Source organism: uncultured Tissierella sp., from assembly GCF_902479755.1.
GTDB lineage: Bacteria > Bacillota > Clostridia > Tissierellales > Tissierellaceae > Tissierella > Tissierella carlieri.
The window spans coordinates 1-26,823 of sequence record NZ_CABSQO010000047.1; the positions used below are offsets into that span (position 1 = coordinate 1).

Genomic DNA, 26,823 nt, shown 5'->3' on the forward strand with positions numbered 1-26,823 from the left:
ACATTGTACCATACAGAGGTTGGAGTCCTCAATTTTCATTTAAGTTTACAAAACGTCATAATTTTTAAGGAGGTAAAGATGAAAGTAGGAATTCCTAAAGGGTTATTGTATTATACATATCATCCTTTTTTACAAACATTTTTTTCTGAACTAGGAGCTGAAATAATTACTTCATCTGATACTAATAAAAAGATATTAGATGAAGGTATTAAATATTCAGTAGATGAAGCTTGTCTTCCAGTTAAGATATTTCATGGGCATGTTTCTTCATTGAAAGATAAATGTGACATTATTGTAATTCCTAGAATAATGCAGGTTAGAGAAAGAGAATATATATGTCCAAAGTTCTGCGGACTTCCTGAAATGATCTTAAATAGTATACCTGATATTACTGAAACTATTACAGAGCCTATTTATGCTATATCAAAAAGAAGACTTTATAGCTGGGCTGAAGAAGCAGGAAGTAAAATAACAAAAGATAGTTCTAGAATAAGAAAGGCGTTTAGTATGGCATTAGATGAACAGAAAAGTCATAAACAAGGCATAAAAGATGAGAATTACAAATTTAGAGTTGCTTTGGCAGGTCATCCATATAATATTTATGATAATTTTATTAATATGAACATAGTCCAAAAACTTAATGAATTAGGGGTAGGTGTCATAACAGAAGAACATGTGGATGATGAATCGATAGATTTGGAAGTTAAAAAATTATATAAAAGACCTTTCTGGACATTTGCTAGAAATTCCTATGGATTTACAGTATATGGATCTAGAGAAGGACTATTTGATGGAATTATATATATATCTTCCTTTGCATGTGGAATAGATTCTGTAGTAGTTGAACTTATTAAGGATAAAATAGGGGAATTTCCTTTTATGATATTGAAGGTAGATGAGCATACTGGTGAGGCAGGTCTTGATACAAGAGTGGAAGCTTTTGTAGATATGTTGGAAAGGAGTCATTAATATGAAAATAACAGCTCCACATTTAGGAAATGTATATTTAGCTGCAAAAACATTATTTGATGGTCTTGAAGTAGAGTATATAATGCCACCATTTAATAATAAGGAAGCTCTGGAAATTGGTTCTTTACATTCTCCTGAAGAAATGTGCCTACCATTCAAAATAATGATAGGAAATTATATACAGGCTATTGAAAAAGGGGCGAATACAGTAATACTTCCAGGAAGCTGTGGACCATGTAGATTTGGAGAATATGGTGAAATGCAGATAAACTTATTGAATAAGCTTGGATACAATTTAGAGTTTATATTATTAGATTTTCCAAAAGATATAGGGATAAAAGAACTATTTCATAGAATAAACAGGATATCGGGAGGCAGTAATAAACGAAATCATCAAAAGATAAGGGCTTTATTAGATGCCATAAAGGTGATAAATTTAATTGATGAAATAGAAGCAAAGGCACATTATTTAGCTGGATATGAAAAGATAAATGGTCAATGTAAATCTCTGCTAAATAATTGTAAGAGAGATGCTTTAAAATGTAAGAGTCCTAAAGAAATGATTAATTTGCTAGAAGACTATAAAAATAATATAAATAGTATAGAAATAGACAAAAATAAAAATCCAATTAAAATAGCTATAATAGGCGAAATTTATACTGTAATTGAACCATTTTCAAACTTATATGTTGAGGATAAATTGATGGATTATGGAATTACAACATCAAGAGGGTTGACACCTAGTTGGTGGGTCAAAAATACTGCATTAGTTCCTACTAAATTAAATTCACTTGATATAAAAAGAGGAGCGAAAGAATATCTCAACCTTGGAATAGGGGGGCATGCAAGGGAATGTATTGGTGAAGCAGTTTTGGCTTATGAGGGAGGTTTTGATGGGGCTATTCAAATATTTCCAATGGGCTGTATGCCAGAAATCGTTTCGAAGGCAATCTTGCCTACAATATCAAAGGATAAAGATTTCCCTATAATGTCCCTTGTAGTTGATGAAATGACTGGTGAAGCTGGATTTGTTACTAGGATTGAAGCATTTGTAGATTTGCTTGAAAGGAGAAAGAAAGATGCATTATCTTGGAGTTGATGTAGGTTCAGTGAGTACTAATCTTGTGATTTTAGATAACAAGATGAATGTAATAGAAAAGATTTATTTAAGGACTAAGGGAAGTCCAATAAAGGCTGTTCAGGATGGACTAAAGATTTTAAGGGATAAATATGATGGAATCAAAATTGGAGCAGCTGGAACTACTGGAAGCGGCAGACAGATAGCTGCAACATTAATAGGAGCTGATGCAATAAAGAATGAAATAACAACCCATGCAGTTGCTGCCCTTGAGATAGATAAGGATGTAAAAACAATAATTGAAATTGGAGGTCAGGATTCAAAAATTATTATTCTAAGAAATGGAGTAGTCTCTGACTTTGGAATGAATACAGTTTGCGCAGCGGGTACAGGTTCATTTATCGATAGACAGGCAGAAAGACTTGATATTCCAATTGAAGAATTTGGTGATTATGCTTTAAAATCAAATACAGCTGTAAGAATTGCTGGAAGGTGTGCAGTTTTTGCTGAATCAGATATGATACATAAGCAGCAGTTGGGATATAATAAATCTGATATAATAAGAGGTCTTTGTGATGCTTTAGTTAGAAACTACCTTAATAATATTGGAAAAGGTAAAGAGATTATGCCTAAAGTATTTTTTCAAGGAGGAGTTGCAGCTAATAAAGGAATAAAAACAGCCTTTGAAAATGCTTTGAATTTTGAGATATTTGTTCCTGAACATTATAATGTAATGGGTTCAATAGGTGCCGCTATAATAGCGAAGGAAGCTGTTGAAAAAAATGGGAGGACCAATTTCAAAGGTCTAGATCTTGCAGAAAATAAATTCATTTCTAAAAGTTTTGAATGTAATGGATGTGCAAATAGATGTGAAGTTGTTACTATTAATGAGAACAGCAGTGATATTGGCTGCTTTGGAGATAGATGTGGAAAATGGAGCAATAAAATTGCCATATAAGAATAAGCTCAGGCTTAGAAGCCTGAGCTTATTCTTATAGAAAACAGGAAAGTTCTACTTTAATGTTATCGATAGACGCTTTTCCTACGTTTCTAAAAATCATCTTTAAATAATTTTTCGATAGTATTTACATCATGACCAACTTTTAGAGGGCTTACTGATGGACCTTCTAATATTTCTCCTTGATAGGAAAATCTTGAACCATGGCAAGGACAATCCCAGGATCTTTCAGCAGAATTCCAGTTTAATTCACATCCCATATGTGTGCAAGTGGTATTTACTAAGTAAAGCTTACCTTCCTCATCTCTATAGGCTCCAACCCTATTTCCATCTATTTCTAAGACTTTTCCTTCTCCATTCTGGATATCTATATCTTTATCTAATGATGAAAGTTTTCCCTTTACTAGATGTTTTGCAACGTCGGCATTCTGAACAATAAAATTTTTTGTAGATGCAGCAATGGTTTTACGTGATGGATCATATACATCTTGCCATGGACTTTCACCTTTTATAATCAAATCCTTAAGGACTAAGGAGGAGACTGTACTATTTGTCATTCCCCATTTTTGGAATCCAGTGGCTACATATAGGTTAGGCGTATTTGAAGTGAATTTTCCTATATAGGGTATACCGTCTAAAGTCATGCAATCTTGAGTAGACCATCGAAATGGAACATCCTCTATAGTAAATACCTCACTTGCAAAATCTATTAATGCTCCATAATGTCTGTTCATATCTTCACCTTGACCAGTTTTGTGTTCGTCTCCAACCACTAGGATAAGCTCACCTCCTGGTATATTTTGATGTCTCAGGGAACGGGTGGGTTTTTCTGCGTTTATATACATTCCACCTGGATATTTTTCCTTTGCTCTAATCCCTACAATATAAGTTCTGGAAGTATAAATTCTTGCGAAGTACATTCCATGCTTATTATAAAAGGGATAGTGAGATGCAATAATTACCTTTTCAGCAGTGATTTTTTTTCCATGTGAAGTTACAATTACATAATTGTCGCTTTCCTCAATATCTACGATTCTAGTTTGTTCATATATCTGAACACCCTTATTATGAATAATCTCTGCTAAAGAAAATAAATACTTAAGGGGATGAAATTGAGCTTGATTATCAAATCGAACAGCTCCCTTAATGGGAATTGGAAAAGGTATATTTTCTATATAGGAAGCTTTTATACCTAGACTTGAGGCTGCTTTGACTTCATCATGAATTTTTTGTAAGTACTCATCTTGTTGTGTATATACAAATGAGGATTGAGAAATATATTCGCAATCTATATTATTTTCTTCTGCAATTTTTTTAATTTCATGAATGGCAGTTTCGTTTGCAGTAGCATATTGTTTCGCTAGTTCTGATCCCAATTGATTTTGAATTTTATCGTAAATAAGACTATGCTGTGAAGTAATTTTGGCCGTTGTATGTCCTGAAGCACCATGACCTATGTGAGTTGCTTCAAGAACAGCAATTTTAAACCCTTCTTTTTCTAATTGATATGCACATTGAATTCCCGCCAATCCACCTCCAACTATTGCAATGTCTACAGTTATATCTTCTTCTAAAGCAGGATAATTAGTCATAAATGCAGATGCTAACCAATAGGAAATGGGTTGCTTTTCAAAATACCTCTTATTATTTATAATCATATTTTCCTCCATATCATCAATTATTTAATATATATCTTTTGCTTATATAATACTAATTATTCAAATTTTGTTAATTAAGAAGGACCATTGAATAAATCAATAGTCCTTTCTTAATAAGTTATATAAATTTATTTTCTGCCAACGGCAGATGGCTTTTCAGTTCATCTGGAGAAATAACCTTTTTCGTCAGGAACTCAGTAATTTACTTCACCTGTAGTTCTGTTAATAACTATATACTCTTCACCATTTATAAATCTCATTTCCATATCAATCACCTCCTTGTAAATAGTATCTTATTATAGATAAGAATTATACGATATAGATTAAGCATAGATAGAATTTATAACTAATTCTTATAGATTAATATTAAAATTTGTATTGAAAGTATTTACTTAATTCATATTAAAGTTAATATAAATGACTTAAGATTTGTTGATAAATAAATATATCCATGATATAATCAATTAAATATCTTGAAGGGAGAGTTGCAAGTGGGTATTAGTTTTATAAGAATTCGTTTTTTAATTGTTAGATAAAAACAATTAGATATTTTATAAGGTATAATTGCCTAGGAAATAGGTCTGTTTCTTGTACCTTATCTTAATGGATTCTTGTAATGAACATTCATGCAGCTTTATATTTAGTTTATACCTTGTTCAGAAAAACAAGGTATTTTTGTATTTGTTTGATCTATAGATATGGAGATATCAAAAGCTATAAATGAGTAGTTTATTTATAGCTTTTTTGTTTTTTGAAAATTTATTTATAAAAAGAATATACAAGAATCCACATTTGATCATTATTTTAAATTTATGAATGGCGGTGGATGTATGATTAAAATACAGGATACACAGAATTTTCTCTATAACAGAAGATTGGTAGTGGATTTAATAAAGAAAAGCAATATAGATAAAGATGACATAATAATTGAGATTGGACCAGGTAAGGGAATTATTACAAATGAGCTAGCCACAAGAGCCAAAAGAATATATGGAATAGAATATGATGTTCATTTATATGACGAACTTAAAAGTAGATTTTTAAATGTAGAAAATGTTGAAATTATATATGGAGATTTTCTAGAGTTTAACTTGCTGGAAAAATATAAATACAAGGTTTTTTCAAATATTCCATATAATATTACAGCAAAAATCTTGCTTAAGTTAACATCTTTTTCTAATCCTCCTGAAGATATATATATTATTATTCAAGATGAGGCAGCCAGAAAATATGCTGGCAATCCATATAGTAGAGAAAGTATGAGATCTTTACTTCTTAAGCCATATTTTGAATTCAAAATTATCCATAGATTTAGAAATACGGATTTTGTTCCTGTTCCTAAAGTTAATAGTGTTTTTCTTCATATCAAAAAGAGAGAAAATACTTTAATAGATAAAAAGAACTCAGATTTGTATAATGATTTTATTGCATATATTTTTAGCAGCAGTGGCAATAACTTAAAGGAAAAAACTAAGAATATTTTTTCCTATAAGCAGCTTAAACGACTTTCTGAAAATATAGGATTTCAAATTACTGATAGTCCAGTCAATTTAAACTTTGAAAAATGGCTTAAAATTTTTCAATATTTTATAATAGGTGTTTCTATAGATAAACAAAAATTGATTTATAATGAATACGTTCGGCTTCTCAATGAGCAAAGCAAAATAGATAAAAGAAATCGGAATTTTAAATATTAGAAATCGGATAATTTAATTTTTGTAACCTTTTGGGATTTTAGCTAGTATAGTTATATGAAATGATAGCTATCAGTTAGATTATTAAGGAAGATGTGAAAGTGGAAAATTTTATTAATATAACAGATTTGAAAAGTAAGGAGGAATTCTATAGAAAATATAAATATTTAGTATGGTTAATAAACTTAGACTAAAAATATTTAATTTGATAAAAGTGATAAATTATGCCTTAAACTTAGATTGCCAAGGTTATATAGGAATTATATAGCCTTGGCAATAGGCTTTATAATAAGGAACTAATTAGATTAGCAATAAAATTTACATGGGAACTGTTTAATTATTCCATTACTCATTACGTCTGCCATTTCTAAAGCTTGGATTTCAAGCTTATCATATGTTTCTATACTTGCTTCGTAGTCTTTATTAATCATATCAAGGGCTTCGGTTTTTACGAAATCTAAATGTTCAAATAACATTCTTTTCCATTCTTCTTCAGACCAAAAAGGATTAATAGTACCAAGTAAAGTTGCTATTTCCTCTGCATTTTTATACCAGTTTTTTTCAAGTTCTTCTGCTTTTTTATTATCACCAGCTATAACAGCTTTAACAAGATCAGCAGCTAAAGTGAGATGCTTTGTAAGTAATTCAGCAAAATTAGTGGCTATAGTATCTCCATAAAATGGCTTTAATGCTTCACCAAAATCCAAAGGATTTCGAAGAAGGCGGTTGACGGTATATTTTTCATCAGGTAAATTAAAGACAATACTTGTAATTGCCATTCTAGTCCAAGCACTATGCTGTTCCCACAACATACGAAACTCATTCATTAAATTCAATTGGCATCTAGTAATACATTCCATACTTTGACCACCTTTATGATATATTTATTACCATATTATGTTAGATGAATTATAAGGTTCAATAAACAAAAATAATTATTAGTTAATAGATAAGATAATAGAAAAACTCATTTCTAGATAGGCCCTATTTAAAGTTTTATCAGAAATGAGTTTCTGTTAGTTATACTGTAGATATGAAATTTTATAATCCAGACTGTATATCTTCTATCATTGTCATTGTTCCGGTTAATCCGCCAGAAGCCACATACCAAACTTGTGAGCTAAGATATATTATTTTATCATTTTTATAAGCCTGAGTTTGTTTAATAATATCATTATCAAAAATTTGTTCTGCTGATGTACTGCCACCAGTAGTAGCAGCTCTATCAATAATTAGAATATATTGAGGATCTTTTTCTAATATATATTCAAAGGTAACTTTATCACCATGATTATCTGCGGGTATATTTTTATCTATAGGTATAAATCCAAAATCACCATGTATTATACCAAATCGAGAACCTTCACCATAAACGCTTATAGCGCCATCGTTAGCCATAACTATAAGAGCATTTTTTTCATCTTCTGTAACAGCCTTATTTAAAGCTTGAACAGCTTCATTAATGGAGGCAAGTTCTTTTTCCACTAGATCTTCTTTTCCAAAGATTTCACCTAAAAGTTTAACATTATCGGTAAATGACTTCATATAGTTAGCGCCATCAATGTTTAAAAATACAGTAGGAGCTATTTTAGCCAGTTCATCGTATACTTCTGCTTGTCTACCAGATACAAAAATTACATCTGGCTCAAGCTCAAAAATTTTTTCAAAATTGGGTTCAAATAATGTCCCTACATCTTCATATTTTTCATCATTAAATTTTTCAAGAAACGTTGGAATGTTAGACTTTGGAAGTCCTATAATTTCCACTCCAAGTTTATCTAAGGAATCTAAAGTTGCATAGTCAAATACAATTACTTTTTCAGGTTTTTTATTAACAACAGTTTCTCCTAGATGATGGGTAATAGTTATAGTAGAAGGTTCTTCAGCGTTTTCATTTGGAGTTTGTACATTTTCTTCATTCTGAGAATCGACTACAATGTCTTCAGGAGTTTTTTTAGAGTTGCAAGCAGTAAGAGTTAAAGCAGCAACAATTACTAAGACTAAAATAAGTAAACTTTTTGTTTTTTTCATATTTTCCACCTCATAATATTTTTTATTCTAGTAATAAACACATATCCTATAGTTTTCTATATCTTGGATACTAAATTTCATATCATATATTTCTTCTAATACATCTTTAGATATAATATCATTAACCACCCCCTCTTTAGCTATTTTGCCATCATTTAAAGCTATGATATAGTCTGAATAGCAAGAGGCAAAATTAATATCATGTATAACTATAACAACTGTTTTCCCCAAATCATCTACCAGCTGTCTTAGTATTTTCATAATATCTACAGAATGCTTCATGTCTAGGTTGTTAAGAGGCTCATCTAGTAGAATATATTCTGTATTTTGAGCTATAACCATAGCAATATAAGCCCTTTGCCTTTGACCTCCACTAAGCTCATCTAGATATTTATCTTGAATATCATTAAGAGCCATGTAAGCCAAAGCGTCATCTACATATTTCCAATCTTCAGCAGTTAGTTTTCCCTTAGAATATGGGAAGCGACCAAAGCTGACTAATTCTCTAATAGTAAGTCTTATATTAATATGATTAGTTTGTTTTAATATAGAGATTTTTTTAGAAAGTTCATCATTGCTCCACTGACTAATTTCTTTACCGTCAATAAATACTTCGCCTTCATTTTTACTTATAATTCTACTAGCTATGGATAACAAAGTACTTTTACCAGCTCCATTTGGTCCGATAAATGAAGTAATTTTACCTCTTTCTATCTTAACACTTACATTATCCACAACACTTTTACTGCCATATTGCTTAACTACATTTTTTATTTCTATCATATCTTACTCTCCTTTAATAATAAAAATATAAAGTAAGTACCACCAACAAAGTTAATAATTACTGATATGGGAGTACTGAAATTTGTTACCCTTTCAGCAAGAAGTTGTCCTCCTACAAGAGCAATTGAACTAACTAACATAGAACCTATAATTAAATATTTGTGTTTATAAGTCTTAAAAAATTCTCTAGTAATATTTACAACTAATAATCCTAGAAAAGTTATAGGTCCAACCAAAGCTGTAGATACAGACACTAATATAGAAATAACTATCAGCATTTTTTTTACAGTTCCATCATAATCTACTCCAAGATTAATGGCATTATCTCTACCTAAAGACAAAACATCTAAAGAGTTCAAATTCTTATATGTATAAACTATTGCTAAAAATATTCCTACTAAAGCTAACCATAAGATATTTGTATTTACATTATTAAAACTGGCAAACATTTTATTTTGAACAATTGAAAACTCGTTTGGATCAATTAATACTTGCATGAATGAAGATAAACTTTGAAAAAATGTCCCACATACTAATCCAAGTAATAGTAGAAAAAATATATCAGTGCCTTCTTTTTTAAAAAGGATTTTGAATAATATAATGGAAAAAATCACCATAAAAACAACAGATAATATAAAATTAAAATTATTTCCTATTTTGGCTAGATTATTAGATCCAAAGACAAATACAATAAAGGTTTGAAAGAACATATATAGAGAATCTAATCCTAATACACTAGGAGTTAATATATTGTTGTTTGTTATAGTTTGAAATATCATAGAGGAAAATGCTATAGAACTCCCAGTTAATATAATAGCGATTATCTTTGGTATACGTCGTGAAAGAGCATACTGCCAATTTTTACTATTCAACCCTATGATAAGGAATAATGTAATCAAAATTAAAAGTAGTATTGAAAGAAAATATATTTTCTTTTTAGAATTCATTATGCATTCCTCCTAATAAGCAGATAGATAAAAATTAGACTACCTAAAACTCCAGCAGTAAGACCTATAGAAATTTCATAAGGGTAAATTATTATGCGGCCTAATATATCACAGAAAAGAAGGAATACCGCTCCAAATAAAGCTGTTGGAACAAGGTTATTCTTTAAATTATCTCCCTGATACATGGTAACTATATTAGGTATTATAAGACCTAAAAATGGAATTTTTCCTACAGTGATTACTACTACAGAAGTTATTAAGGCTACAATACTAATACCTAAGTTAACAACCTTATTATAATTTAGACCTAGATTAATTGAAAAATCTTCACCCATTCCTGCTAAAGTAAATTTATTTGCATATAGAAAAGCAATAAAAATGAGGGGAATGCTTATGTATAAAAGTTCATATCTGCCCTTAATAACCATAGAAAAATCTCCCTGTAACCAAGAGGAAACATTCTGTACAAGATCATATTTATATGCTAGAAAAGTTGCCATAGAGTCAATTATACTCCCAAGCATAATACCTAATAATGGCACGATAACAGCATTTTTATATTTTATTTTCTTTAAAATTACCATAAATAAAAAACTTCCACCTAATGCAAAGATGAAAGAAATTAACATCTTAGTAAATACACTGACAGTAGAAAATAATATAAGAGAAACTAAAATTCCGAGTTTAGCAGAGTCTATAGTAGCAGCTGTAGTTGGAGATACGAATTTATTTTGAGTTATTTGCTGCATTATAAGACCACTTATACTCATTCCTATCCCAGCTACAATAATACTAATAAGTCGGGGGAATCTACTTAAAAATAATATTTGGATTTTATCATTTCTTAAATAGAAGATATCTGAAAGAGATATTTCTTTAACTCCAATAAATATAGAGACTACAGATAAAATAATTAGTACGAACAATAAATATCTTTTTTTCATAATGCCTCCTTAGTAATTCTATAAATTGACATAGAGCAATAAATTGTGATATAATAATTAACACAAATGAAAGTGATAATCATTATCAATTAAAAGTATTTTAGCAGTTAGTAAATTATAAATCTTAACTATATTTACTTTTTTATAACTATATTTAGATAATTTAAATAAAAGGAAGGGATATATTATGAATATAAATAATATTAACAATAATAAAATTTATAGTTTTCATATAAGGAGAGCTATGGATTTCACTAAAAGCAATTATGAGGAGTCTCTAAGCTTAGATATAATATCAGAATTCTTAGGTTTAAATAAATGTTATTTCTGCAATTTATTTAAAAAAGAAACTGGTATAACATACTCAAATTATGTTAATAAAATTAGAATAGAAAAGAGTAAAAAATTATTACATCATACAAATTTATCTATATTAGAAGTTGCACTTGCTGTAGGATATAATAATCAAAATTATTACAATATGGCCTTTAAGCGGCTTATTGGAACTACACCATTGAAATATAGAAATAAATTGCGGCATGTACAATAAAAACAAATTTAAGCTAGAAAGGCGATACATAAAGTTCCATTTATATCAAATTTATAGTTTCATAATTAATAGAAATGACCATATTTTTGATATAATATAAATCTTTAATTTAATAAGGGAAAGAGGTATTTGATATAATGACCTGTGACAAATGCCTCTTTCCTTTATTATTATTTGTTTTACTTATATTAGACCTACTAATCTTACTGTACTTGCAACTAAGAAACAAACTACAATTCCAATAATGGTTGGTACTAGAAAAGAAATAGCAGTCCATTTAAGACTTTGAGTTTCCTTCCTGATAGTCAAACACGTAGTAGCACATGGCCAATGCATTAATGAAAATAGCATTACACATACAGCGGTTAGCCAAGTCCATCCATTAGAAATAAGAAGATCTTTCAAATGCACTAGACTATCTAATTCAAGAAGAGAACCCGTAGCCATATAACTCATGATTATTATTGGGATAACTATTTCATTTGCAGGAAAGCCTAAAATAAATGCCATTAAGATATAACCATCTAATCCAATTAATTTTGCAAATGGGTCAAGAAAATTTGCGGAATGAGTTAAAATGCTTGAATTTCCAATATAAATATTTGCCATTATCCATATAATCAGTCCCGCAGGTGCAGCCACTGCTACTGCCCGACCTAATACAAATAATGTTCTGTCAAAAATTGAGCGGACTATTATTTTGCCTATTTGTGGCTTTCTATAAGGTGGTAATTCTAAAGTGAAATTAGAAGGAATACCTTTAAGTATTGTATTGGACAGTAATTTTGATACTATTAATGTCATTATAACTCCAAGAACTATAACTCCCGTTAGGATTAATGCTAATATTATAGATTTAAGAGGTCCATCTAAAAATCCTGCGAAGAACATAGAAATAATTGCTATTAATATGGGAAATCTTCCATTACAAGGTACAAAATTATTAGTGACTATGGCTATAAGTCGTTCTCGCGGCGAATCAATTATTCTGCAGCCAATTATGCCAGCAGCATTGCAACCGAAACCCATACACATGGTCAGGGCCTGTTTTCCACAAGCACAAGATTTTTTGAAGAAATTATCTAGATTAAAAGCAACTCTAGGTAAGTACCCTAAGTCTTCAAGCAATGTAAATAATGGGAAAAATATAGCCATTGGTGGAAGCATAACAGAGACCACCCAAGCCAATGTTCGATAAATTCCCATAATTAATACTCCATGTACCCATGCAGGGGTATCTAACCAAATGAAAAAGTCTGTAAATCTATCTTGAAGCCAAAATAATCCCTTAGCAAGCATCTCAGAAGGATAATTAGCGCCGGTAATAGTAAGCCAGAAAACTATAGCTAGGAGAAATATCATAATTGGAATTCCAAATTTTTTAGATGTAAGATATTTATCTATTTTTCTATCAAAATTATTATGGTTCTTGTTCTCAAAAGAAACAACCTTATTACTGACACTCTCTGCCATATTTACTAAATGACTAACGATTTTATCACGTAGGATATTGTGACTAATCCCCTCTGTATCTAGAAAATTTCTTGAATTATGAACTTCATTTATTATTTCATTTTGCTCATTTAAATTAAAGCCAAGATATTTATTTATAGAGTTTAATAATGTAATATCTCCATCTATAAGTTTTAATGCAACCCACCTAGTATTTAGTTTATCTTGAATTATTGGCTTAAGTACTAATTCAACTTTTGATATAGCTTTTTCAATTAATTCTTCATATTGGATATTTAAAGGATTTAATGAAAACTCATTAAAAGCAACATCATAAACTGAATCCATTAAATTCTGTAACCCTCTCCCTTTAACAGCACTAGTTCCGACTACAGGAACTCCTAATTGTTTTGATAATTCTTCTAAGTCTATAAATATATTCTTTCTCTTTGCTTCATCCATAAGATTAACACATACTACTACTTTAGAAGTAATTTCTAGAGTTTGTAAGACGAGGTTTAGATTTCTTTCCAAGCAAGTAGCATCTACTACAATCACTGTTGCATCTGGATTTCCAAAACATATAAAATCTCTAGCAACTTCTTCTTCTATAGAATTTGCCATTAAAGAGTAGGTACCCGGGATATCTACTAGAATGAAATTATTATCTTTATGATAATAATTTCCATGAGCATTAGTAACAGTTTTTCCTGGCCAGTTGCCAGTATGCTGATTTAGTCCTGTTAAGTTATTAAAAACCGTAGATTTTCCTACATTAGGGTTGCCAGCTAATGCAATGATTTTATCTGTGGAAGTGGTTTTCTCAATTTTAAGCTCTTGTTCAAGAACTTCTAACCCTGTAGATGTGTTCGTTAAACCCATAATCTTTCCCCCTAATTCAAATTTTTTCTACTAAGATCATAGAGGCTGCTTCAGAACGAAGGGCTATTACAGCTCCTCTAATGAGATAGGCAACAGGATCACCAGAAGGACTTTGATGTAGAGACTCTACTACTGTATTGCAGATTAACCCTAAGTCTAACATTCGTCTTCTTGTTAGACCATCGGATATTAATTCCTTGACTTTACACTTTTCACCAATTGATAATGAACTAAGTGGAATATAAATATTATTCATATAAAAAACCTCCTAATAAATAATGAAATTTAGTCTTGGGAAAAAAACTTTCTCTACACCAAAATATGTCAAATACTTTTGAAGTGTTACTCGTATATATATAAAAGATATAAATTATTAGATAAAAATTTGGCGGTGATAATATTGAATAGTAAATTTCATACAGTAAGAGGATATGAGCTAAAAGAATATGGCAAAGGCTCACTTACTCCTGCTTTAGAAGACTATCTTGAAATGATATATAGAAATAGCCTAGAGGAAGCATATATTCGGGTAAATACATTAGCTAGTCTATTAAATGTAAAAGATTCCTCAGCTTCAAAAATGGTTAAGAAACTTGGAGAGCTAGGATTAGTTAACTATGAGAAATATGGGATTATAACTTTAACAGAAAAGGGTAAAAGAGAAGGTGAATTTCTATTAATTAGACATAATATTATAGAAAATTTTTTATCCTTTATTGGATGTAAAGAAAATACTTTAGTGCAAACGGAGTTGATAGAGCATTATATTTCACCTAGTACTGTTGAAAACATTGAAATCTTATATAATTTTTTTTATGATAACAAAGATTTATTGGAAAGATATATTAATTATAGAGAGGTAAATTCAAAATAGGGCATATTCTTGATTTTATCTAATTGATAAGTAATTTAATTATTTATTTTTCGTTTTTGAGATATTTGACTTAAAAAGAAGGGATTTGGAAAAAAATATAGAATAATATTATCATTGAAGTCCAGAAAAAAGATTAATAGTGTTGGGAGGATAGATATATGATTACAGCTGAAGAGATAATGAAAGATAATTTAGACCCTATACCTAAATATCGTTTAATGCGTGATGTAATAAATTTAAACAAGGTTAATGTAAAATTGGCAAATGCTAAAAAAGAAGTTTTAGAAACTAAATGGGTTAATGATATTGTAAACTTACAGTGGGAAGATGGTTCATGGGGTCAATTTCATAGCATGAGCCAATTTTCTCAGTCAATAATGACAACAGAACAAGCACTTCGTAGATTACTAATATTAGGACTAGACAAAGAGGACCAACCAATACAAAAAGCTTTTAGTTATATGGAGAGATATTTACTTAGGGAAGTAGATTTGAGAGATTACAAAGAAAAAAAGCATGATTGGGACTTATTAACAAGATTATTTGTAGCAACATGGATGTTAATTATTGATCCATCAAATGAACTAGCTGTAGAAATAGCTAAGAACTGGTCAAAAATTATAACTTATGCATTTTCAAAAGATAACTATAGTCATGAATGCTACAAGGAAGCCTATTACGAAATTCATAAGTCATCTAAGGGAAAACATATGTGGGGATTCCAAAATTTTTATGTAATAGCTCTGCTAGCTGGATACCTGCCTAGTGATATTGAATCAAAATTTTTAGATTATATTATGAATTCAGAGAATGGGATATATTATATCTATGATAGTTGTCTCAAGACAGTTCCAGATAAATTCTGTTCCAAATTAGCAAGTAAATATATAACGGCATGTGAACTTTTAAGTTCCTACTCCTTATTTCCAAGTAAGTGTAAATATTTTGTTGATTGGATTAATGAGAATATATCTGAAGATGGTTTTTGGGATATGGGACAAGCAGTTAAAGATAAAGTCCATTTTCCATTGTCAAATTCATGGAGAAAAACTATAGATAGAAAAATTGATTGTACTGTGAGAATACAGGCTTTGTTGTCAAAATTATAGAATATGAATATCTGAGAAAATAATAAGCTATTGAAAATATTAAAGGCTTGTGAAAATCATAGATAAGGGCTTTGCAATATAGAGAAAAGGATGGTCAATATGAAAAAACAATTTTAAAAGATTGCTATTGAAATATGTCCTATGAACTATGGGCAAAGAGATAATATTATTGAATATATATCATTTACAGAAGAAGAAACTAATATGTTATTAGAAAGTAGGCATATAGACTCTTTTTGAGAGGAATTTAAAACAAAAATATATACTTGGAATTGATGAATGGTATAAAGCAATTCCAAGAAATTTGAATACTCTATTTGAATTATAAAATTGAGTGAGTGGCATCAATAAGAGATATGAGGCGTTATATAATACAACAATAGAAAAACTCAATTCCAGATAAATATTATTTATAGTTTATCAGAAATGAAAAGGTATTAGATACGATAGTTCATATCTAATACTTTTTTATTTGTTGAGTTATTATCTATCTTGAAGACAAAAATGTATTATAGATATGTCTTGATTATTAATCATCCTCCTTGTACTCTAATATATCTCCTGGCTGACATTGTAACTCACGACAAATAGCTTCTAATGTAGAAAATCGAATAGCTTTTGCCTTATTAGTTTTAAGAATTGATAAATTTGAATTTGTGATTCCAACTCTTTCTGCCAATTCAGAAAGAGAAATCTTTCTCTTAGCCATCATTACATCTAGATTTACAATAATCAAAATAATCACCCCTATATTGTTAAGTCATTTTCTTCTTTGATGTCTATAGCCATTTTAAAAACATCAGCTAATATAAAGGCTAAAAGACTAAGGCTGATATATAGAAATATTATGGGCTTTAAAGAGCCATGAGAAGTAAGAAGTATATTAAAACCAATATTATTTAGTTTTGGATAATTGACGATGGCATCTATTAGTCCAATAGAAAGTATATAATACCCAATTTTTCTAAGGCAAATAATATTTTCAGGAATAAAAGGATTTTTTTCCAATATTGAGTTAAGGATTTTTCTTAAAGTGAATATAGTCATAAAATATCCGCCAAAAAATATCAGAGAAAATATTATAGATAGTATAGTGTTTTTTGCTCCTTTATCATGAAAGAACACAATACAATTTAAAATTGAAAGCATGAGAAACAATAAAATAAAGCCACCTATGATATTTAGTAATCCTTTTAGAAAATTCACTCTTTTTGTATGTTTCATAATTAATAACAACTCCTTTCAATATATTATACCAATATCATACTATACTATTTATTGTTTATCAATGAATAATATGTGAAAAATAATATAAAATTATTCGATAACAATAACATAGAAAAGATAAGTTGCTTATACCTATCTAATATAATCTCTCTTAATACTATATATAAACTAACTACAAAGCAGTATATATTCCTTGAAAAGTTAATATATAAGGAAATAATAGCTATAAATCATATAGTAAGAAATAAATATGGAAAACTATATGATTTATTTTAGATAAAAGGTGAATTTGTTTATAGGATGCTACCCTACGGTGATATTTTTTAAATATCCTAATATAAATGAGATAGTCGTTGACTTTATTAAAAAAATAAGTAAATAAATTACTTGTCTTTTTAGCTTTGGAAATATTTAATTTAAAAAGAAGGAGTTTGAAAGAAAATATAGAATAGTATTTAATGTAGAGTGACATTATGGGAGAAGGTGGAAGTCTGATGGAAGACTTAAAAAAGGAGTTTAAATAGCTATGATTAAAAGAACTAATATACAAGCATTTATTTTTAGTAAGAATCCATCTTTTAAGATTTTAATTTTAAAACGAATCCCGGAAAGAGGCGGTTATTGGCAGCCAGTGTGTGGTGGGGTTGAAAGCAGAGAAAATTTAATAGAAACGGTTATTCGAGAGGTATTTGAGGAAACAGGTATAAGTAACATTAAGTCTATTTTAGATTTAGATTATACATTTACATATAGGGAGATAAAAGAGGGTGAATTAATGGAGATGCAAGATTATTGTTTCACTGTTGAAATTAACAACATAACTAATATAAAACTATCTGATGAACATGAAGAATATAAATGGTGTTCATATAATCAGGCAAAAGAAATTCTAAAATGGGAACATAATTTGATCGATTTAGAAAAATTAATGTGCAGGATTTAATTATCTATCATAAGCCACCATCGTTCACTGTATGTTTATATTAAGGTTTTTCTTAGCAGTATGAAATTGTATGTCCTGTGCAGATTGAAATAAGAAGTGATTTGGAGGTATGATTATGGCAGATTATATTGGGGATTTAAGAAAATTAATAGGAACAAGACCAATAATTATGTGTGGAGCAAACGTTATTTTGTTAAATGATCAAGACCAAATTTTGTTGCATCATCGTATTGACAGGGATTGGTGGGGATTGCCAGGTGGGGCAATGGAATTAGGTGAAAGTTTTGAACAAACAGCAAGTCGTGAAGTTTTAGAAGAGGTAGGACTAGTATGTGAAGAACTAAAGCTTTTTAATGTTTATTCGGGTGAGAACCTATATTACAAATACCCAGACGGGAATGAAGTTTACAATGTCACTATTACATATTTATGTAAGGATTATTCCGGAGAAATTGTTGTCGATCCAAGTGAAGGGAGAGATGCATGCTTTTTCCCATTGGATATGATACCATCAAATTTGAGTTCCACAATTAAAGAAATTGTGGAAGAATTTCTTCTGAAATATCATGATCTAAAAGCACAACGAGTGATATAAGGCTATTAAAATGTTAAATTAATTCAGCAATCTAAATTTTATTGAAACTAGATATAATTTATATTAGATCAAATAAGAGAAAGGTTATGAGAATTAATATGAGTAAAGAATTCAATGCAGTTTTACAAAAACTTGAGGGTAAAATGGAGTGGATAGTATTTTATATCCCGTTTTCTATAGAAGAAGAGTATAGAACTAGAAGTAGATTCAATGTACAAGCTATAATTGATGGGCATCCCTTTTCGGGTACATTGTTACCTAGTAAAAATGGACATTATATGGTTTATAATAAGAAAATAAAATCAATATGTAAAAAAGAAATAGGGGATAGCATCCATGTAGTTTTAAAGCCTGATGTTCAGGAGAGAGTTTTGGATATACCTAACTATATCTTAGAGAAGATTAGAAGTAATCCAATTGCAAATTCAAGATTTAATGAGTTGCCATACTACATTAAAAGAGAAGAGATCAATAAGATCGAAGAATCAAAGAAAGAGGAGACTAAGATAAGAAGATTAGAAAAATTAATACAAAGATTAACTAACAATATTTAGAGTACCTAAAGAGATGGAGATTGTATGTATTTAATCTAGGAGGTGAACATATGTTAAAGGATATTAACTCATTTAAGGATATTGATAGTTTTATTGAACATCTGAAAAAGAAAGATGACATTGTAGGAATTGTTGAGTACGGTGGTAGGGCACATAGTGATATGAGTATTGGTGGAGATTACGATTTAACTGTTATATTTAACAAACCTATATCTCATAATTTTACAGGGTTACATTTCCATATAGGTGGAATACCCATAGATTGTATGCTTTTATCTGTGGATGATTTTTTAGCAGATTCTCCTTTAAATGAGTTTCTATTGGTCCATCTAAATTGTAAAATACTTTTTGATAGAAATAATATAACCAAAGATGTTTTAGATAAAATAAAAAAGACTTGGAAAGCTCCAGAATATTTATCAGACTATGAGATAAATACTTTTAGGTTCACATTTCAGCATATCATAGACAAATTAGAACATAGATTATATGAAAATGAATTATATTCTAAGTATTTCATATTTTCCTCTTTTGATTGGTTTTTGCAATGTTATGCAAGAATAAAAAAATTAGAAATAGGAAAACCCAAAGTACATTTGAACTATATTGAAAATAATGATCCAGAATTATTTAATATTATTAATCAAATGTATAGCGCAGATGATTTAAATATGCAATTTGAAATGCTAAAAAGATGTGCATATTATATGTTACGACCAATTGGCGGATTGTGGCAAAGGGATGAAATTTTATTTCATGTGATACCTAGTGGAAAGATTATAGATGCAGAACAAAGGTCAGTTATTAGGTTATTGTTTGAATAAAATCTTGGAGAACTTTTTAAAATTGCATAGCCTGCACGATTTGGTAGATTTATAACATTAGTATGGGTTTAATAATGAATATGAATTAAAATAATAAAGCAAATTTTTCAATAGTAAATATAGTATTTTGATTTTAATATATAAAAGCTTATTTTATATCAACACTTATATATTAAGATCAATAACTATTTATGTAAGTGGAGGAAGTATTATGGAATATAACATAGAATTTTGGAATGCATTAGATTGCCTTATGCAGAAATCTGAGGTTATTATTGATAGACCAAAAGGAACAGTACATCCAAAATATCCAGATTTTCTTTATGAAGTAGATTATGGTTATTTAAGGGATACTGTATCAATGGATGGGAATGGAATTGATGTCTGGATGGGAACCCATAAGGAACAAAGAATAGATGCCATAATCTGTACCATAGATTTAATGAAAAAAGATTCAGAAATTAAGATGCTAATTGGATGTACAGAAGAAGAAAAAGAAAAGATTTATCATACTCATAATAATTCAGCTTATATGAAAGGTATCTTAATTCGAAGGTTATAGGTGGAATATTAACTAAGACAAATATGATTAATTTATTTTTTTATGCCACTATATCGAAATACTGTGATTCACATAAAAAATACTATCCATTTTTCATGTAAAAATATCTATATTACACCTATTATAAACTCCATTCATATTATATATTTGAAGGGAGGAATAAGTAATGTGTCATGAAAATAGAACAAAGGCATATGCAAGAATAAAGGGTGGAAATTTGTATCCGAATTTACACGGCATAATATTTTTTGATGATGTAGAAGGTGGTACAGAGGTGAGTGTAGAAGTCTGGGGATTACCATTATATAAACCTGCTGAAGGTAATAACCAACCTATAGGACCACATGGATTCCATATACATGAGAAGGGAATATGTGAGGTTACGAATCCGGAAAATCCATTTGAATCAGCAGGAGAACACTACAATCCAACAAATCAACCTCATGGAAACCATATTGGAGATTTTCCCGTTTTATTTTCAAATAACGGCTATGCCAGAATGAGCTTTTTTACAGATAAGTTTAAACCTGAGGATATTATAGGTAGATCGGTTATAATCCATCAGAACCCCGATGATTATAGAACACAGCCAGCTGGTAATTCAGGAAAAAGAATAGCTTGCGGAGTAATTCGTCCATCTTAAAAAATTGAACAATGAAAAAACAAAAGCCCAAATTATTGGGCTTTTGTTTTTACAATTATATTAGTTAGAAGTATTTATATACAAACAGTAAAACATCTTCTTGGTATACATATTACTTGACCAATTTGCAATCTATTTGGATCAATTCCTGGATTCGCGTTTATAATTGCCTGAACAGTTACATTAAACCTTTGGGCAATTGAAAACAAAGTATCCCCAGCAACTACTGTATAGAGGAATCCATTAGGGCATGGAGGTGTAGGTGGTATCGATCTTGGTATACATATTACTTGACCAATTTGCAATCTATTTGGATCGATTCCAGGATTAGCATTGATGATTGCCTGAACAGTTACATTAAATCTTTGAGCAAGTGAGAATAGAGTATCTCCAGCCATTATCGTATAGAGGAATCCATTAGGGCATGGAGGAGTCATTCTTGGTATACATATCACCTGACCAATTTGCAACCTATTTGGATCAATTCCTGGATTGGCGTTTATAATTGCCTGAACAGTTACATTAAATCTTTGAGCAAGTGAGAATAGAGTATCTCCAGCCATTATCGTATAGAGGAATCCATTAGGGCATGGAGGAGTCATTCTTGGTATACATATCACCTGACCAATTTGCAACCTATTTGGATCAATTCCTGGATTGGCGTTTATAATTGCCTGAACAGTTACATTAAATCTTTGAGCAAGTGAGAATAGAGTATCACCAGCCATTATAGTATAAAGGAATCCATTAGGACATGAAGGAGTCATTCTTGGTATACATATTACTTGACCTATTTGTAATCTATTTGGATCAATGCCAGGATTAGCATTAATGATTGCCTGAACAGTTACATTAAATCTTTGAGCAAGTAAGAATAGAGTATCTCCAGCCATTATCGTATATTGGAAACTTCCAGGAGGGCATACCTGTTCTATCTGATAATTATCATTCATAATAATCACTTTTCCTTTCATATATTTATAGTCATTATATATTATGCTGGAAAAGGAACAAATGCCAAAGATATTATAAGAAATGGACAAAATATTAGATTTTCATGTATTAATGAATATTTCAAGTCTTTTATTTCATTAACCCAGCAAACTTCTTAAACATTGCAGGGATATATATTTATGATATAATCAATATATTATGGATACATCATTCTAGAAATGGGAGGATAAAAGTGAAATTGTTGAAAATTATATCTATTATTGTAACTTTAATAGTATTTGTATATATCTATAATTACGATCAGATAAGTAAATTTAGAGTCAGAGATATAAGAATAGATTCCAAAAAGGTAAGAAATAATTTAAAAATAACTCAAATATCTGATTTTCATTCTAATGACTTAATCGATCTAGAAAAGATGGAGGATAAGATAAAAAAATTTGATCCAGATATTATAGTGTTAACAGGTGATATTATAGATTCTAATGATATAGAATTAGATGCTGTAATTAAACTATTTGAAACATTATCGAGATTAGATAAGAATATTTATTTTGTGCAAGGTAATCATGAAGCTAGGCAGGAATTATATAAAGATTTAAAAGATGAGATGAAAAGATTAGAAATAATTATCTTGGAAGATAATTCTGCTACAATAACAGTAAATAACGAGAAAATAAATATTACTGGTCTTAAATTTCACTCAAAATCTAGAGAATATAATGAAGTTATATATTATCAAGAAGCGATTAAAGATCTAAATTTAGACTACTATAATGTTTTACTTAGACATTCTCCTAATAATGTGGAAAATATTTTAAGTGGAAAAGAAGACCTAATATTATCAGGACATACGCATGGCGGACAAATTAGGCTACCATTAATAGGAGCAGTGGTAGCTCCCGGGCAAGGATTTTTTCCAGAATATGATAAAGGCATTTTTAGAATAAATGATACCATTTTATATATTGATAGTGGCTTAGGAAATAGCGCTGCACCAATAAGGGCATTTAATCCTGTTCAAATTTCGAATATTATAATTGAGCCAGAGAAGTGATAAAATTATGGAAATACAAAATTTAAAGCAAAAAATGGAATTGAATATTATTCATGTAGATATGGATGCCTTTTATGCATCGGTGGAGGAGCAGGATAATCCTAAAATTAAGGGGTTGCCTGTAATAGTAGGTGGTTTGAGCAATCATGGAATTGTAACTACTGCTAATTATGAAGCTAGAAAATATGGAATTCATTCTGCTATGCCTATATTTATGGCAAAGAAAAAATGTCCAAAAGGTTGTTATGTATTTCCTAGGATGAAAAGATATCAAGAAGTGTCTAAGGAAGTTTTCAGTATTTTATATGAATTTACAGATTTAATAGAGCAAGTATCAATAGATGAAGCCTATTTAGATATTTCTAATATAAGTATGGAACCTTTGGAATTAGTCATGAAAATTAAAGAGAAGGTAATGATAGATACAGGCTTAACCATGTCAGTAGGGGTTTCATATAATAAATTTTTAGCTAAGCTTGCATCAGACTGGAATAAGCCAGATGGCATAAAAATAATAACTGAGGATATGGTTCCTAATATATTATTGCCGCTGCCAGTTAGAAAAGTACATGGTATAGGTCCGAAATCTACTAAAAAACTAAATGGTATAGGAGTATATACTATTGAAGACTTGCTAGGGCTTTCAGAAGATTTCCTTATAGAGCTCTTTGGAAAAGCTGGTATGGAAATATATAGTAGAATTCGTGGCATAGATTATAGGAAAGTCAATACTACCCGTGAGAGAAAGTCCTTAGGTGTAGAACGGACCTTTGAAGAAGCTACAAGTGATAAGAAAGTACTTATAAAATACTTAGAGAGATTCTCAGAGGAATTATCATATGATTTAAAGAATAGAGGTATACATGGACGTACGATTACTTTAAAGATAAAAGATGAAAATTTTGCTGTTCAAACAAGAAGTAAGACTCTAAATGAGTATATTAACGATTTGCCTCAGATATTTGATATATCTCTGGAGCTTTTAGAGGAGGTAGAGATACATAATAAAATTAGATTAATTGGTATAACAGCATCAAATCTTATGACTTCAGAATTAGAGCAGCTTTCTTTATTTGATTAAAAGCTACACTTATGTAATATTATATTGCATAAATGTAGCTTGTTATTTAATGATTAATTATTATATTGTTTTTCAGCAGCCTCAAGTACTTTCATAAATTCTTCACCTGTAATAGTTTCATGTTCTAACAAGAACTCAGAGAGTTCATGAAGCTTACTAATATTTTCAGTAAGAATATCTTTTGCTTTTTGGTGTGCTTTTTTGATAATGTGAAGAACTTCTTCATCTATTTTAGATGACATCTCAGCTGAACAAGCGAGAGAAGCATCTCCTCCTAGATATTGGTTTGATACTGTCTCTAGTGCCATCATATCGAAGGTATCACTCATACCGTAGCGAGTCACCATAGCTCTTGCTATTTTAGTAGCTTGTTCAATATCGTTAGATGCACCAGTAGTAATTGAATTGAAGATAATTTCCTCAGCTGCACGACCACCAGTTAAAGTGATTATTTTATTAAACATTTCTTCCTTGGACATTAAAAATCGTTCGCTCTCTTCTACCTGCATAGTATAGCCTAATGCACCAGAAGTCCTTGGAATAATAGTAATTTTATGAACAGGAGCAGAGTTCTTTTGCTTTGCTGCAACTAATGCATGTCCTATTTCATGATAAGAGATTATTAGTTTTTCTTTAGTAGATATTACAGCTCCCTTTCGTTGATAGCCTGCTATAACTGTTTCAACTGATTCTTCAAAGTCAGATTGATTTACCTTAGTACGTTTACATTTTACTGCACGTAGCGCCGCTTCATTTGCAATATTTGCAAGTTCTGCACCTGATGCACCAGAAGTAGCTCTAGCAACTGCATTGTAGTCGATATTATTTTCTACTTTAATTTTTTTAGTGTGAACCTTAAGAATATCTTCACGGCCCTTTAAATCAGGAAGCTCTACTGGAATACGCCTATCAAATCTTCCAGGTCGTAGAAGGGCTTTATCTAAAGTCTCTGGTCTATTGGTTGCTGCGAGAATGACAACACCTTTACTACCATCAAATCCATCCATTTCAGTAAGCAATTGATTAAGGGTTTGTTCACGTTCATCATTACCACCCATACCAGAATTATCACGTTTTTTACCAATAGCATCAATTTCATCAATGAATACTATACAAGGAGCTTTCTCCTGTGCTTGTTTAAATAAATCACGTACACGTGCAGCACCCATTCCTACAAACATTTCAACAAATTCAGAACCAGATATGGAGAAAAACGGAACATGCGCTTCTCCAGCAACAGCTTGAGCAAGTAAGGTTTTACCAGTTCCGGGCGGTCCTACAAGTAAAGCACCCTTTGGAAGTTGTGCACCGATTTCCTTATACTTATCTGGATTGTGAAGAAAATCAACGATTTCTGTAAGTGCTTCTTTCGCTTCATTTTGACCTGCAACGTCGGCAAAGGTTTTTCCAGTTTGAGCCTTTACATATACTTTAGCGTTACTTTTACCAAAGGTCATAGAATTACCACCAAATTTGCCTTGTAAATTACGGGAAAATAGTTGACCGATTCCTACAAGAAGTAGTATTGGAATAATCCATGTTAATAAGAAACTAGTAAGAGGTGACCTTTCTTTTGGAATTATCTCTGAAAATTTAATTTCTTTATGCTCATAAAGCTCGTACAAACGATTTACTAAATCAGGATCATACATTTTACCCGTTATAAATAAACTATCTTTTCCATCTTTATCTAAAGCAATAAAGGCAATTTGATTTTCTTGAATTTCAACTTCTTTAATATTTCCTGATTCTATCTGCTTTAAAAATGTTCCATAATCAACTTCGGTTATTTGTTGCTTTAATAGCGATGGAAATACAAAAGTATTCAGAAGCATCAATACTATCATTGTAATTGTATAATAGTAAATCAAAGGTTTTTTAGGATTTTTTTTTCTGTTCATAAACATTCCAACCTTTCTAATTAGGGTTTCTTAGACTTGATTCATTCTTATTAACAAGTCTTTTAAATTCTGTAGACCAAATATGATAGCGCGAAGATTATCAGGGTCTTCACTTGAAAATATGGAGGAATATCTTTCTTTTAAAGTATTGTCAATTTCATCAATAGTAGATAAGCCTTTATCAGTAAGTGCTATCTTTACAACTCTTTCATCTGATTTATCTCTATGTCTTTGCAGATATCCTTTTTTCTCTAATTGTTTACACATAGATGAAGTATTTCCACTTTGTATACTCATCATCTTTGCTAAACTACCAATACTATGATCTTTATTGTCCTTTATTTCTCTAAGGATTTGAGTTTGTATAATAGTTAAATCATATTTATTAATTATAGGAATGAAAGTAGTACCCATGTTTACAGATACATCTCTCATTAAATCCATCAATTGATTTTTAAATTCTACGGCATCCATTTTTAGGCCTCCTTTTAAATTCACTAATATTCAAATAACTATATAAGGTATATTATATATAATAGATATATAATATACC

At 30.0% G+C, this 26,823-nt stretch carries 28 protein-coding genes; 15 read left to right on the forward strand and 13 right to left on the reverse strand.

Annotated elements, in window-relative coordinates:
* The first annotated feature begins 78 nt into the window (after positions 1–78).
* The 3 genes from RDK80_RS17585 to RDK80_RS17595 are packed head-to-tail and all read left to right on the forward strand — an operon-like array spanning position 79 to position 3,005.
* On the forward strand, positions 79–969 hold the full coding sequence (locus tag RDK80_RS17585; RefSeq protein ID WP_094903973.1) for an acyl-CoA dehydratase activase-related protein: 891 nt from the start codon (positions 79–81) through the stop codon (positions 967–969).
* Position 970: 1 nt separating this feature from the next.
* Positions 971–2,068 (forward strand): acyl-CoA dehydratase activase-related protein, encoded by a 1,098-nt coding sequence (locus tag RDK80_RS17590; protein ID WP_094903974.1) that lies wholly within the window; start codon positions 971–973, stop codon positions 2,066–2,068.
* Entirely contained in the window at positions 2,049–3,005 is a 957-nt protein-coding gene (locus tag RDK80_RS17595; protein ID WP_094903975.1) for an acyl-CoA dehydratase activase, read from the forward strand. Before RDK80_RS17590 ends, RDK80_RS17595 begins: the two co-directional genes overlap by 20 nt.
* A gap of 92 nt (positions 3,006–3,097) precedes the next feature.
* Here RDK80_RS17595 and RDK80_RS17600 read toward each other — a convergent pair whose 3' ends face one another.
* Positions 3,098–4,663 carry an FAD-dependent oxidoreductase gene (locus RDK80_RS17600; RefSeq protein WP_308525038.1) on the reverse strand — a complete coding sequence of 522 codons (1,566 nt, stop codon included), beginning with the start codon at positions 4,661–4,663 and terminating at the stop codon, positions 3,098–3,100.
* Positions 4,664–5,493: 830 nt separating this feature from the next.
* Between RDK80_RS17600 and erm the strand changes: the two genes are divergently transcribed.
* Positions 5,494–6,360, forward strand: coding sequence for a 23S ribosomal RNA methyltransferase Erm (gene erm, locus RDK80_RS17605; RefSeq protein WP_308525039.1), 867 nt, complete (start codon positions 5,494–5,496; stop codon positions 6,358–6,360).
* Between the two features lie 302 nt (positions 6,361–6,662).
* Here erm and RDK80_RS17610 read toward each other — a convergent pair whose 3' ends face one another.
* The 5 genes from RDK80_RS17610 to RDK80_RS17630 form a co-directional block, all read right to left on the reverse strand.
* Positions 6,663–7,169, reverse strand: a complete 507-nt coding sequence (locus RDK80_RS17610) for an acetylglutamate kinase (RefSeq protein ID WP_094903993.1) — start codon at positions 7,167–7,169, stop codon at positions 6,663–6,665.
* A gap of 229 nt (positions 7,170–7,398) precedes the next feature.
* A complete protein-coding gene (locus tag RDK80_RS17615; RefSeq protein WP_094903977.1) occupies positions 7,399–8,388 on the reverse strand; it encodes a siderophore ABC transporter substrate-binding protein in 990 nt (329 codons plus the stop codon).
* Positions 8,389–8,415: 27 nt separating this feature from the next.
* Positions 8,416–9,171: an ABC transporter ATP-binding protein gene (locus RDK80_RS17620; protein WP_094903978.1), complete on the reverse strand. Its 756-nt coding sequence runs from the start codon at positions 9,169–9,171 to the stop codon at positions 8,416–8,418.
* On the reverse strand, positions 9,168–10,118 hold the full coding sequence (locus tag RDK80_RS17625) for an iron chelate uptake ABC transporter family permease subunit (RefSeq protein WP_308525040.1): 951 nt from the start codon (positions 10,116–10,118) through the stop codon (positions 9,168–9,170). Before RDK80_RS17625 ends, RDK80_RS17620 begins: the two co-directional genes overlap by 4 nt.
* Positions 10,118–11,062 carry an ABC transporter permease gene (locus RDK80_RS17630; protein ID WP_308525041.1) on the reverse strand — a complete coding sequence of 315 codons (945 nt, stop codon included), beginning with the start codon at positions 11,060–11,062 and terminating at the stop codon, positions 10,118–10,120. The genes RDK80_RS17625 and RDK80_RS17630 overlap by 1 nt, the downstream gene beginning before the upstream one ends.
* A 187-nt stretch (positions 11,063–11,249) precedes the next feature.
* Between RDK80_RS17630 and RDK80_RS17635 the strand changes: the two genes are divergently transcribed.
* Complete coding sequence (locus RDK80_RS17635) at positions 11,250–11,612, forward strand: AraC family transcriptional regulator (RefSeq protein WP_094903981.1); 363 nt, start codon at positions 11,250–11,252, stop codon at positions 11,610–11,612.
* Between the two features lie 183 nt (positions 11,613–11,795).
* Here the strand turns inward: RDK80_RS17635 and feoB are convergent, their stop codons facing one another.
* Positions 11,796–13,946 (reverse strand): ferrous iron transport protein B, encoded by a 2,151-nt coding sequence (feoB, locus tag RDK80_RS17640; protein ID WP_308525042.1) that lies wholly within the window; start codon positions 13,944–13,946, stop codon positions 11,796–11,798.
* Positions 13,947–13,962: 16 nt separating this feature from the next.
* On the reverse strand, positions 13,963–14,202 hold the full coding sequence (locus RDK80_RS17645) for a FeoA family protein (RefSeq protein WP_094903982.1): 240 nt from the start codon (positions 14,200–14,202) through the stop codon (positions 13,963–13,965).
* Positions 14,203–14,337: 135 nt separating this feature from the next.
* On the opposite strand from RDK80_RS17645, the gene RDK80_RS17650 reads away from it, so the two are divergent.
* Positions 14,338–14,820 (forward strand): metal-dependent transcriptional regulator, encoded by a 483-nt coding sequence (locus RDK80_RS17650; RefSeq protein ID WP_369819411.1) that lies wholly within the window; start codon positions 14,338–14,340, stop codon positions 14,818–14,820.
* Positions 14,821–14,978: 158 nt separating this feature from the next.
* The gene (locus RDK80_RS17655; RefSeq protein WP_094903984.1) at positions 14,979–15,929 is read left to right on the forward strand and encodes a hypothetical protein; all 951 of its coding nucleotides are present in this window, start codon (positions 14,979–14,981) and stop codon (positions 15,927–15,929) included.
* A gap of 529 nt (positions 15,930–16,458) precedes the next feature.
* Here the strand turns inward: RDK80_RS17655 and RDK80_RS17660 are convergent.
* Entirely contained in the window at positions 16,459–16,665 is a 207-nt protein-coding gene (locus RDK80_RS17660; protein WP_369819410.1) for a helix-turn-helix domain-containing protein, read from the reverse strand.
* An 11-nt stretch (positions 16,666–16,676) separates the two neighbouring features.
* Positions 16,677–17,153: a DUF2975 domain-containing protein gene (locus RDK80_RS17665; protein WP_094903985.1), complete on the reverse strand. Its 477-nt coding sequence runs from the start codon at positions 17,151–17,153 to the stop codon at positions 16,677–16,679.
* 529 nt (positions 17,154–17,682) lie between these two features.
* Here RDK80_RS17665 and RDK80_RS17670 point away from each other — a divergent pair.
* The 6 genes from RDK80_RS17670 to RDK80_RS17695 all read left to right on the forward strand — a co-directional run bounded on the left by RDK80_RS17670 (position 17,683) and on the right by RDK80_RS17695 (position 21,277).
* On the forward strand, positions 17,683–18,099 hold the full coding sequence (locus RDK80_RS17670; protein ID WP_308525043.1) for an NUDIX pyrophosphatase: 417 nt from the start codon (positions 17,683–17,685) through the stop codon (positions 18,097–18,099).
* 115 nt (positions 18,100–18,214) lie between these two features.
* Positions 18,215–18,694 carry an NUDIX hydrolase gene (locus RDK80_RS17675; protein WP_201260035.1) on the forward strand — a complete coding sequence of 160 codons (480 nt, stop codon included), beginning with the start codon at positions 18,215–18,217 and terminating at the stop codon, positions 18,692–18,694.
* Between the two features lie 86 nt (positions 18,695–18,780).
* Complete coding sequence (locus RDK80_RS17680; RefSeq protein ID WP_094903988.1) at positions 18,781–19,248, forward strand: YdeI/OmpD-associated family protein; 468 nt, start codon at positions 18,781–18,783, stop codon at positions 19,246–19,248.
* A 50-nt stretch (positions 19,249–19,298) separates the two neighbouring features.
* On the forward strand, positions 19,299–20,072 hold the full coding sequence (locus RDK80_RS17685; protein ID WP_094903989.1) for a hypothetical protein: 774 nt from the start codon (positions 19,299–19,301) through the stop codon (positions 20,070–20,072).
* A 211-nt stretch (positions 20,073–20,283) separates the two neighbouring features.
* Positions 20,284–20,634 carry an inorganic pyrophosphatase gene (locus RDK80_RS17690; RefSeq protein ID WP_094903990.1) on the forward strand — a complete coding sequence of 117 codons (351 nt, stop codon included), beginning with the start codon at positions 20,284–20,286 and terminating at the stop codon, positions 20,632–20,634.
* A gap of 166 nt (positions 20,635–20,800) precedes the next feature.
* The gene (locus tag RDK80_RS17695) at positions 20,801–21,277 is read left to right on the forward strand and encodes a superoxide dismutase family protein (protein ID WP_308525044.1); all 477 of its coding nucleotides are present in this window, start codon (positions 20,801–20,803) and stop codon (positions 21,275–21,277) included.
* Between the two features lie 74 nt (positions 21,278–21,351).
* Here the strand turns inward: RDK80_RS17695 and RDK80_RS17700 are convergent, their stop codons facing one another.
* Positions 21,352–22,230, reverse strand: a complete 879-nt coding sequence (locus RDK80_RS17700; protein WP_308525045.1) for a LysM domain-containing protein — start codon at positions 22,228–22,230, stop codon at positions 21,352–21,354.
* Positions 22,231–22,463: 233 nt separating this feature from the next.
* On the opposite strand from RDK80_RS17700, the gene RDK80_RS17705 reads away from it, so the two are divergent.
* Together RDK80_RS17705 and RDK80_RS17710 are read left to right on the forward strand one after the other, a co-directional pair.
* The gene (locus tag RDK80_RS17705; RefSeq protein ID WP_308525046.1) at positions 22,464–23,288 is read left to right on the forward strand and encodes a metallophosphoesterase; all 825 of its coding nucleotides are present in this window, start codon (positions 22,464–22,466) and stop codon (positions 23,286–23,288) included.
* A 7-nt stretch (positions 23,289–23,295) separates the two neighbouring features.
* Positions 23,296–24,369 (forward strand): DNA polymerase IV, encoded by a 1,074-nt coding sequence (locus RDK80_RS17710; protein WP_369819423.1) that lies wholly within the window; start codon positions 23,296–23,298, stop codon positions 24,367–24,369.
* Between the two features lie 53 nt (positions 24,370–24,422).
* On the opposite strand, the gene ftsH is transcribed toward RDK80_RS17710, so the two are convergent.
* Together ftsH and RDK80_RS17720 are read right to left on the reverse strand one after the other, a co-directional pair.
* Positions 24,423–26,270 carry an ATP-dependent zinc metalloprotease FtsH gene (gene ftsH, locus RDK80_RS17715; RefSeq protein WP_094904440.1) on the reverse strand — a complete coding sequence of 616 codons (1,848 nt, stop codon included), beginning with the start codon at positions 26,268–26,270 and terminating at the stop codon, positions 24,423–24,425.
* 30 nt (positions 26,271–26,300) lie between these two features.
* The gene (locus RDK80_RS17720) at positions 26,301–26,744 is read right to left on the reverse strand and encodes a MarR family winged helix-turn-helix transcriptional regulator (RefSeq protein WP_094904441.1); all 444 of its coding nucleotides are present in this window, start codon (positions 26,742–26,744) and stop codon (positions 26,301–26,303) included.
* Positions 26,745–26,823 lie beyond the last annotated feature (79 nt).

Coding starts and splice junctions, on each gene's coding strand:
- RDK80_RS17635 (WP_094903981.1), top strand. CDS start 11,250: ATGAATATAAATAATATTAACAATAATAAAATTTATAGTTTTCATATA.
- RDK80_RS17595 (WP_094903975.1), top strand. CDS start 2,049: ATGCATTATCTTGGAGTTGATGTAGGTTCAGTGAGTACTAATCTTGTG.
- RDK80_RS17675 (WP_201260035.1), top strand. CDS start 18,215: ATGGCAGATTATATTGGGGATTTAAGAAAATTAATAGGAACAAGACCA.
- RDK80_RS17695 (WP_308525044.1), top strand. CDS start 20,801: ATGTGTCATGAAAATAGAACAAAGGCATATGCAAGAATAAAGGGTGGA.
- RDK80_RS17610 (WP_094903993.1), bottom strand. CDS start 7,169: ATGTTGTGGGAACAGCATAGTGCTTGGACTAGAATGGCAATTACAAGT.
- RDK80_RS17590 (WP_094903974.1), top strand. CDS start 971: ATGAAAATAACAGCTCCACATTTAGGAAATGTATATTTAGCTGCAAAA.
- erm (WP_308525039.1), top strand. CDS start 5,494: ATGATTAAAATACAGGATACACAGAATTTTCTCTATAACAGAAGATTG.
- RDK80_RS17720 (WP_094904441.1), bottom strand. CDS start 26,744: ATGGATGCCGTAGAATTTAAAAATCAATTGATGGATTTAATGAGAGAT.
- RDK80_RS17700 (WP_308525045.1), bottom strand. CDS start 22,230: ATGAATGATAATTATCAGATAGAACAGGTATGCCCTCCTGGAAGTTTC.
- RDK80_RS17630 (WP_308525041.1), bottom strand. CDS start 11,062: ATGAAAAAAAGATATTTATTGTTCGTACTAATTATTTTATCTGTAGTC.
- RDK80_RS17645 (WP_094903982.1), bottom strand. CDS start 14,202: ATGAATAATATTTATATTCCACTTAGTTCATTATCAATTGGTGAAAAG.
- RDK80_RS17620 (WP_094903978.1), bottom strand. CDS start 9,171: ATGATAGAAATAAAAAATGTAGTTAAGCAATATGGCAGTAAAAGTGTT.
- RDK80_RS17710 (WP_369819423.1), top strand. CDS start 23,296: ATGGAAATACAAAATTTAAAGCAAAAAATGGAATTGAATATTATTCAT.
- RDK80_RS17670 (WP_308525043.1), top strand. CDS start 17,683: ATGATTAAAAGAACTAATATACAAGCATTTATTTTTAGTAAGAATCCA.
- RDK80_RS17625 (WP_308525040.1), bottom strand. CDS start 10,118: ATGAATTCTAAAAAGAAAATATATTTTCTTTCAATACTACTTTTAATT.
- RDK80_RS17665 (WP_094903985.1), bottom strand. CDS start 17,153: ATGAAACATACAAAAAGAGTGAATTTTCTAAAAGGATTACTAAATATC.
- RDK80_RS17685 (WP_094903989.1), top strand. CDS start 19,299: ATGTTAAAGGATATTAACTCATTTAAGGATATTGATAGTTTTATTGAA.
- feoB (WP_308525042.1), bottom strand. CDS start 13,946: ATGGGTTTAACGAACACATCTACAGGGTTAGAAGTTCTTGAACAAGAG.
- ftsH (WP_094904440.1), bottom strand. CDS start 26,270: ATGAACAGAAAAAAAAATCCTAAAAAACCTTTGATTTACTATTATACA.
- RDK80_RS17585 (WP_094903973.1), top strand. CDS start 79: ATGAAAGTAGGAATTCCTAAAGGGTTATTGTATTATACATATCATCCT.
- RDK80_RS17690 (WP_094903990.1), top strand. CDS start 20,284: ATGGAATATAACATAGAATTTTGGAATGCATTAGATTGCCTTATGCAG.
- RDK80_RS17655 (WP_094903984.1), top strand. CDS start 14,979: ATGATTACAGCTGAAGAGATAATGAAAGATAATTTAGACCCTATACCT.
- RDK80_RS17600 (WP_308525038.1), bottom strand. CDS start 4,663: ATGATTATAAATAATAAGAGGTATTTTGAAAAGCAACCCATTTCCTAT.
- RDK80_RS17680 (WP_094903988.1), top strand. CDS start 18,781: ATGAGAATTAATATGAGTAAAGAATTCAATGCAGTTTTACAAAAACTT.
- RDK80_RS17615 (WP_094903977.1), bottom strand. CDS start 8,388: ATGAAAAAAACAAAAAGTTTACTTATTTTAGTCTTAGTAATTGTTGCT.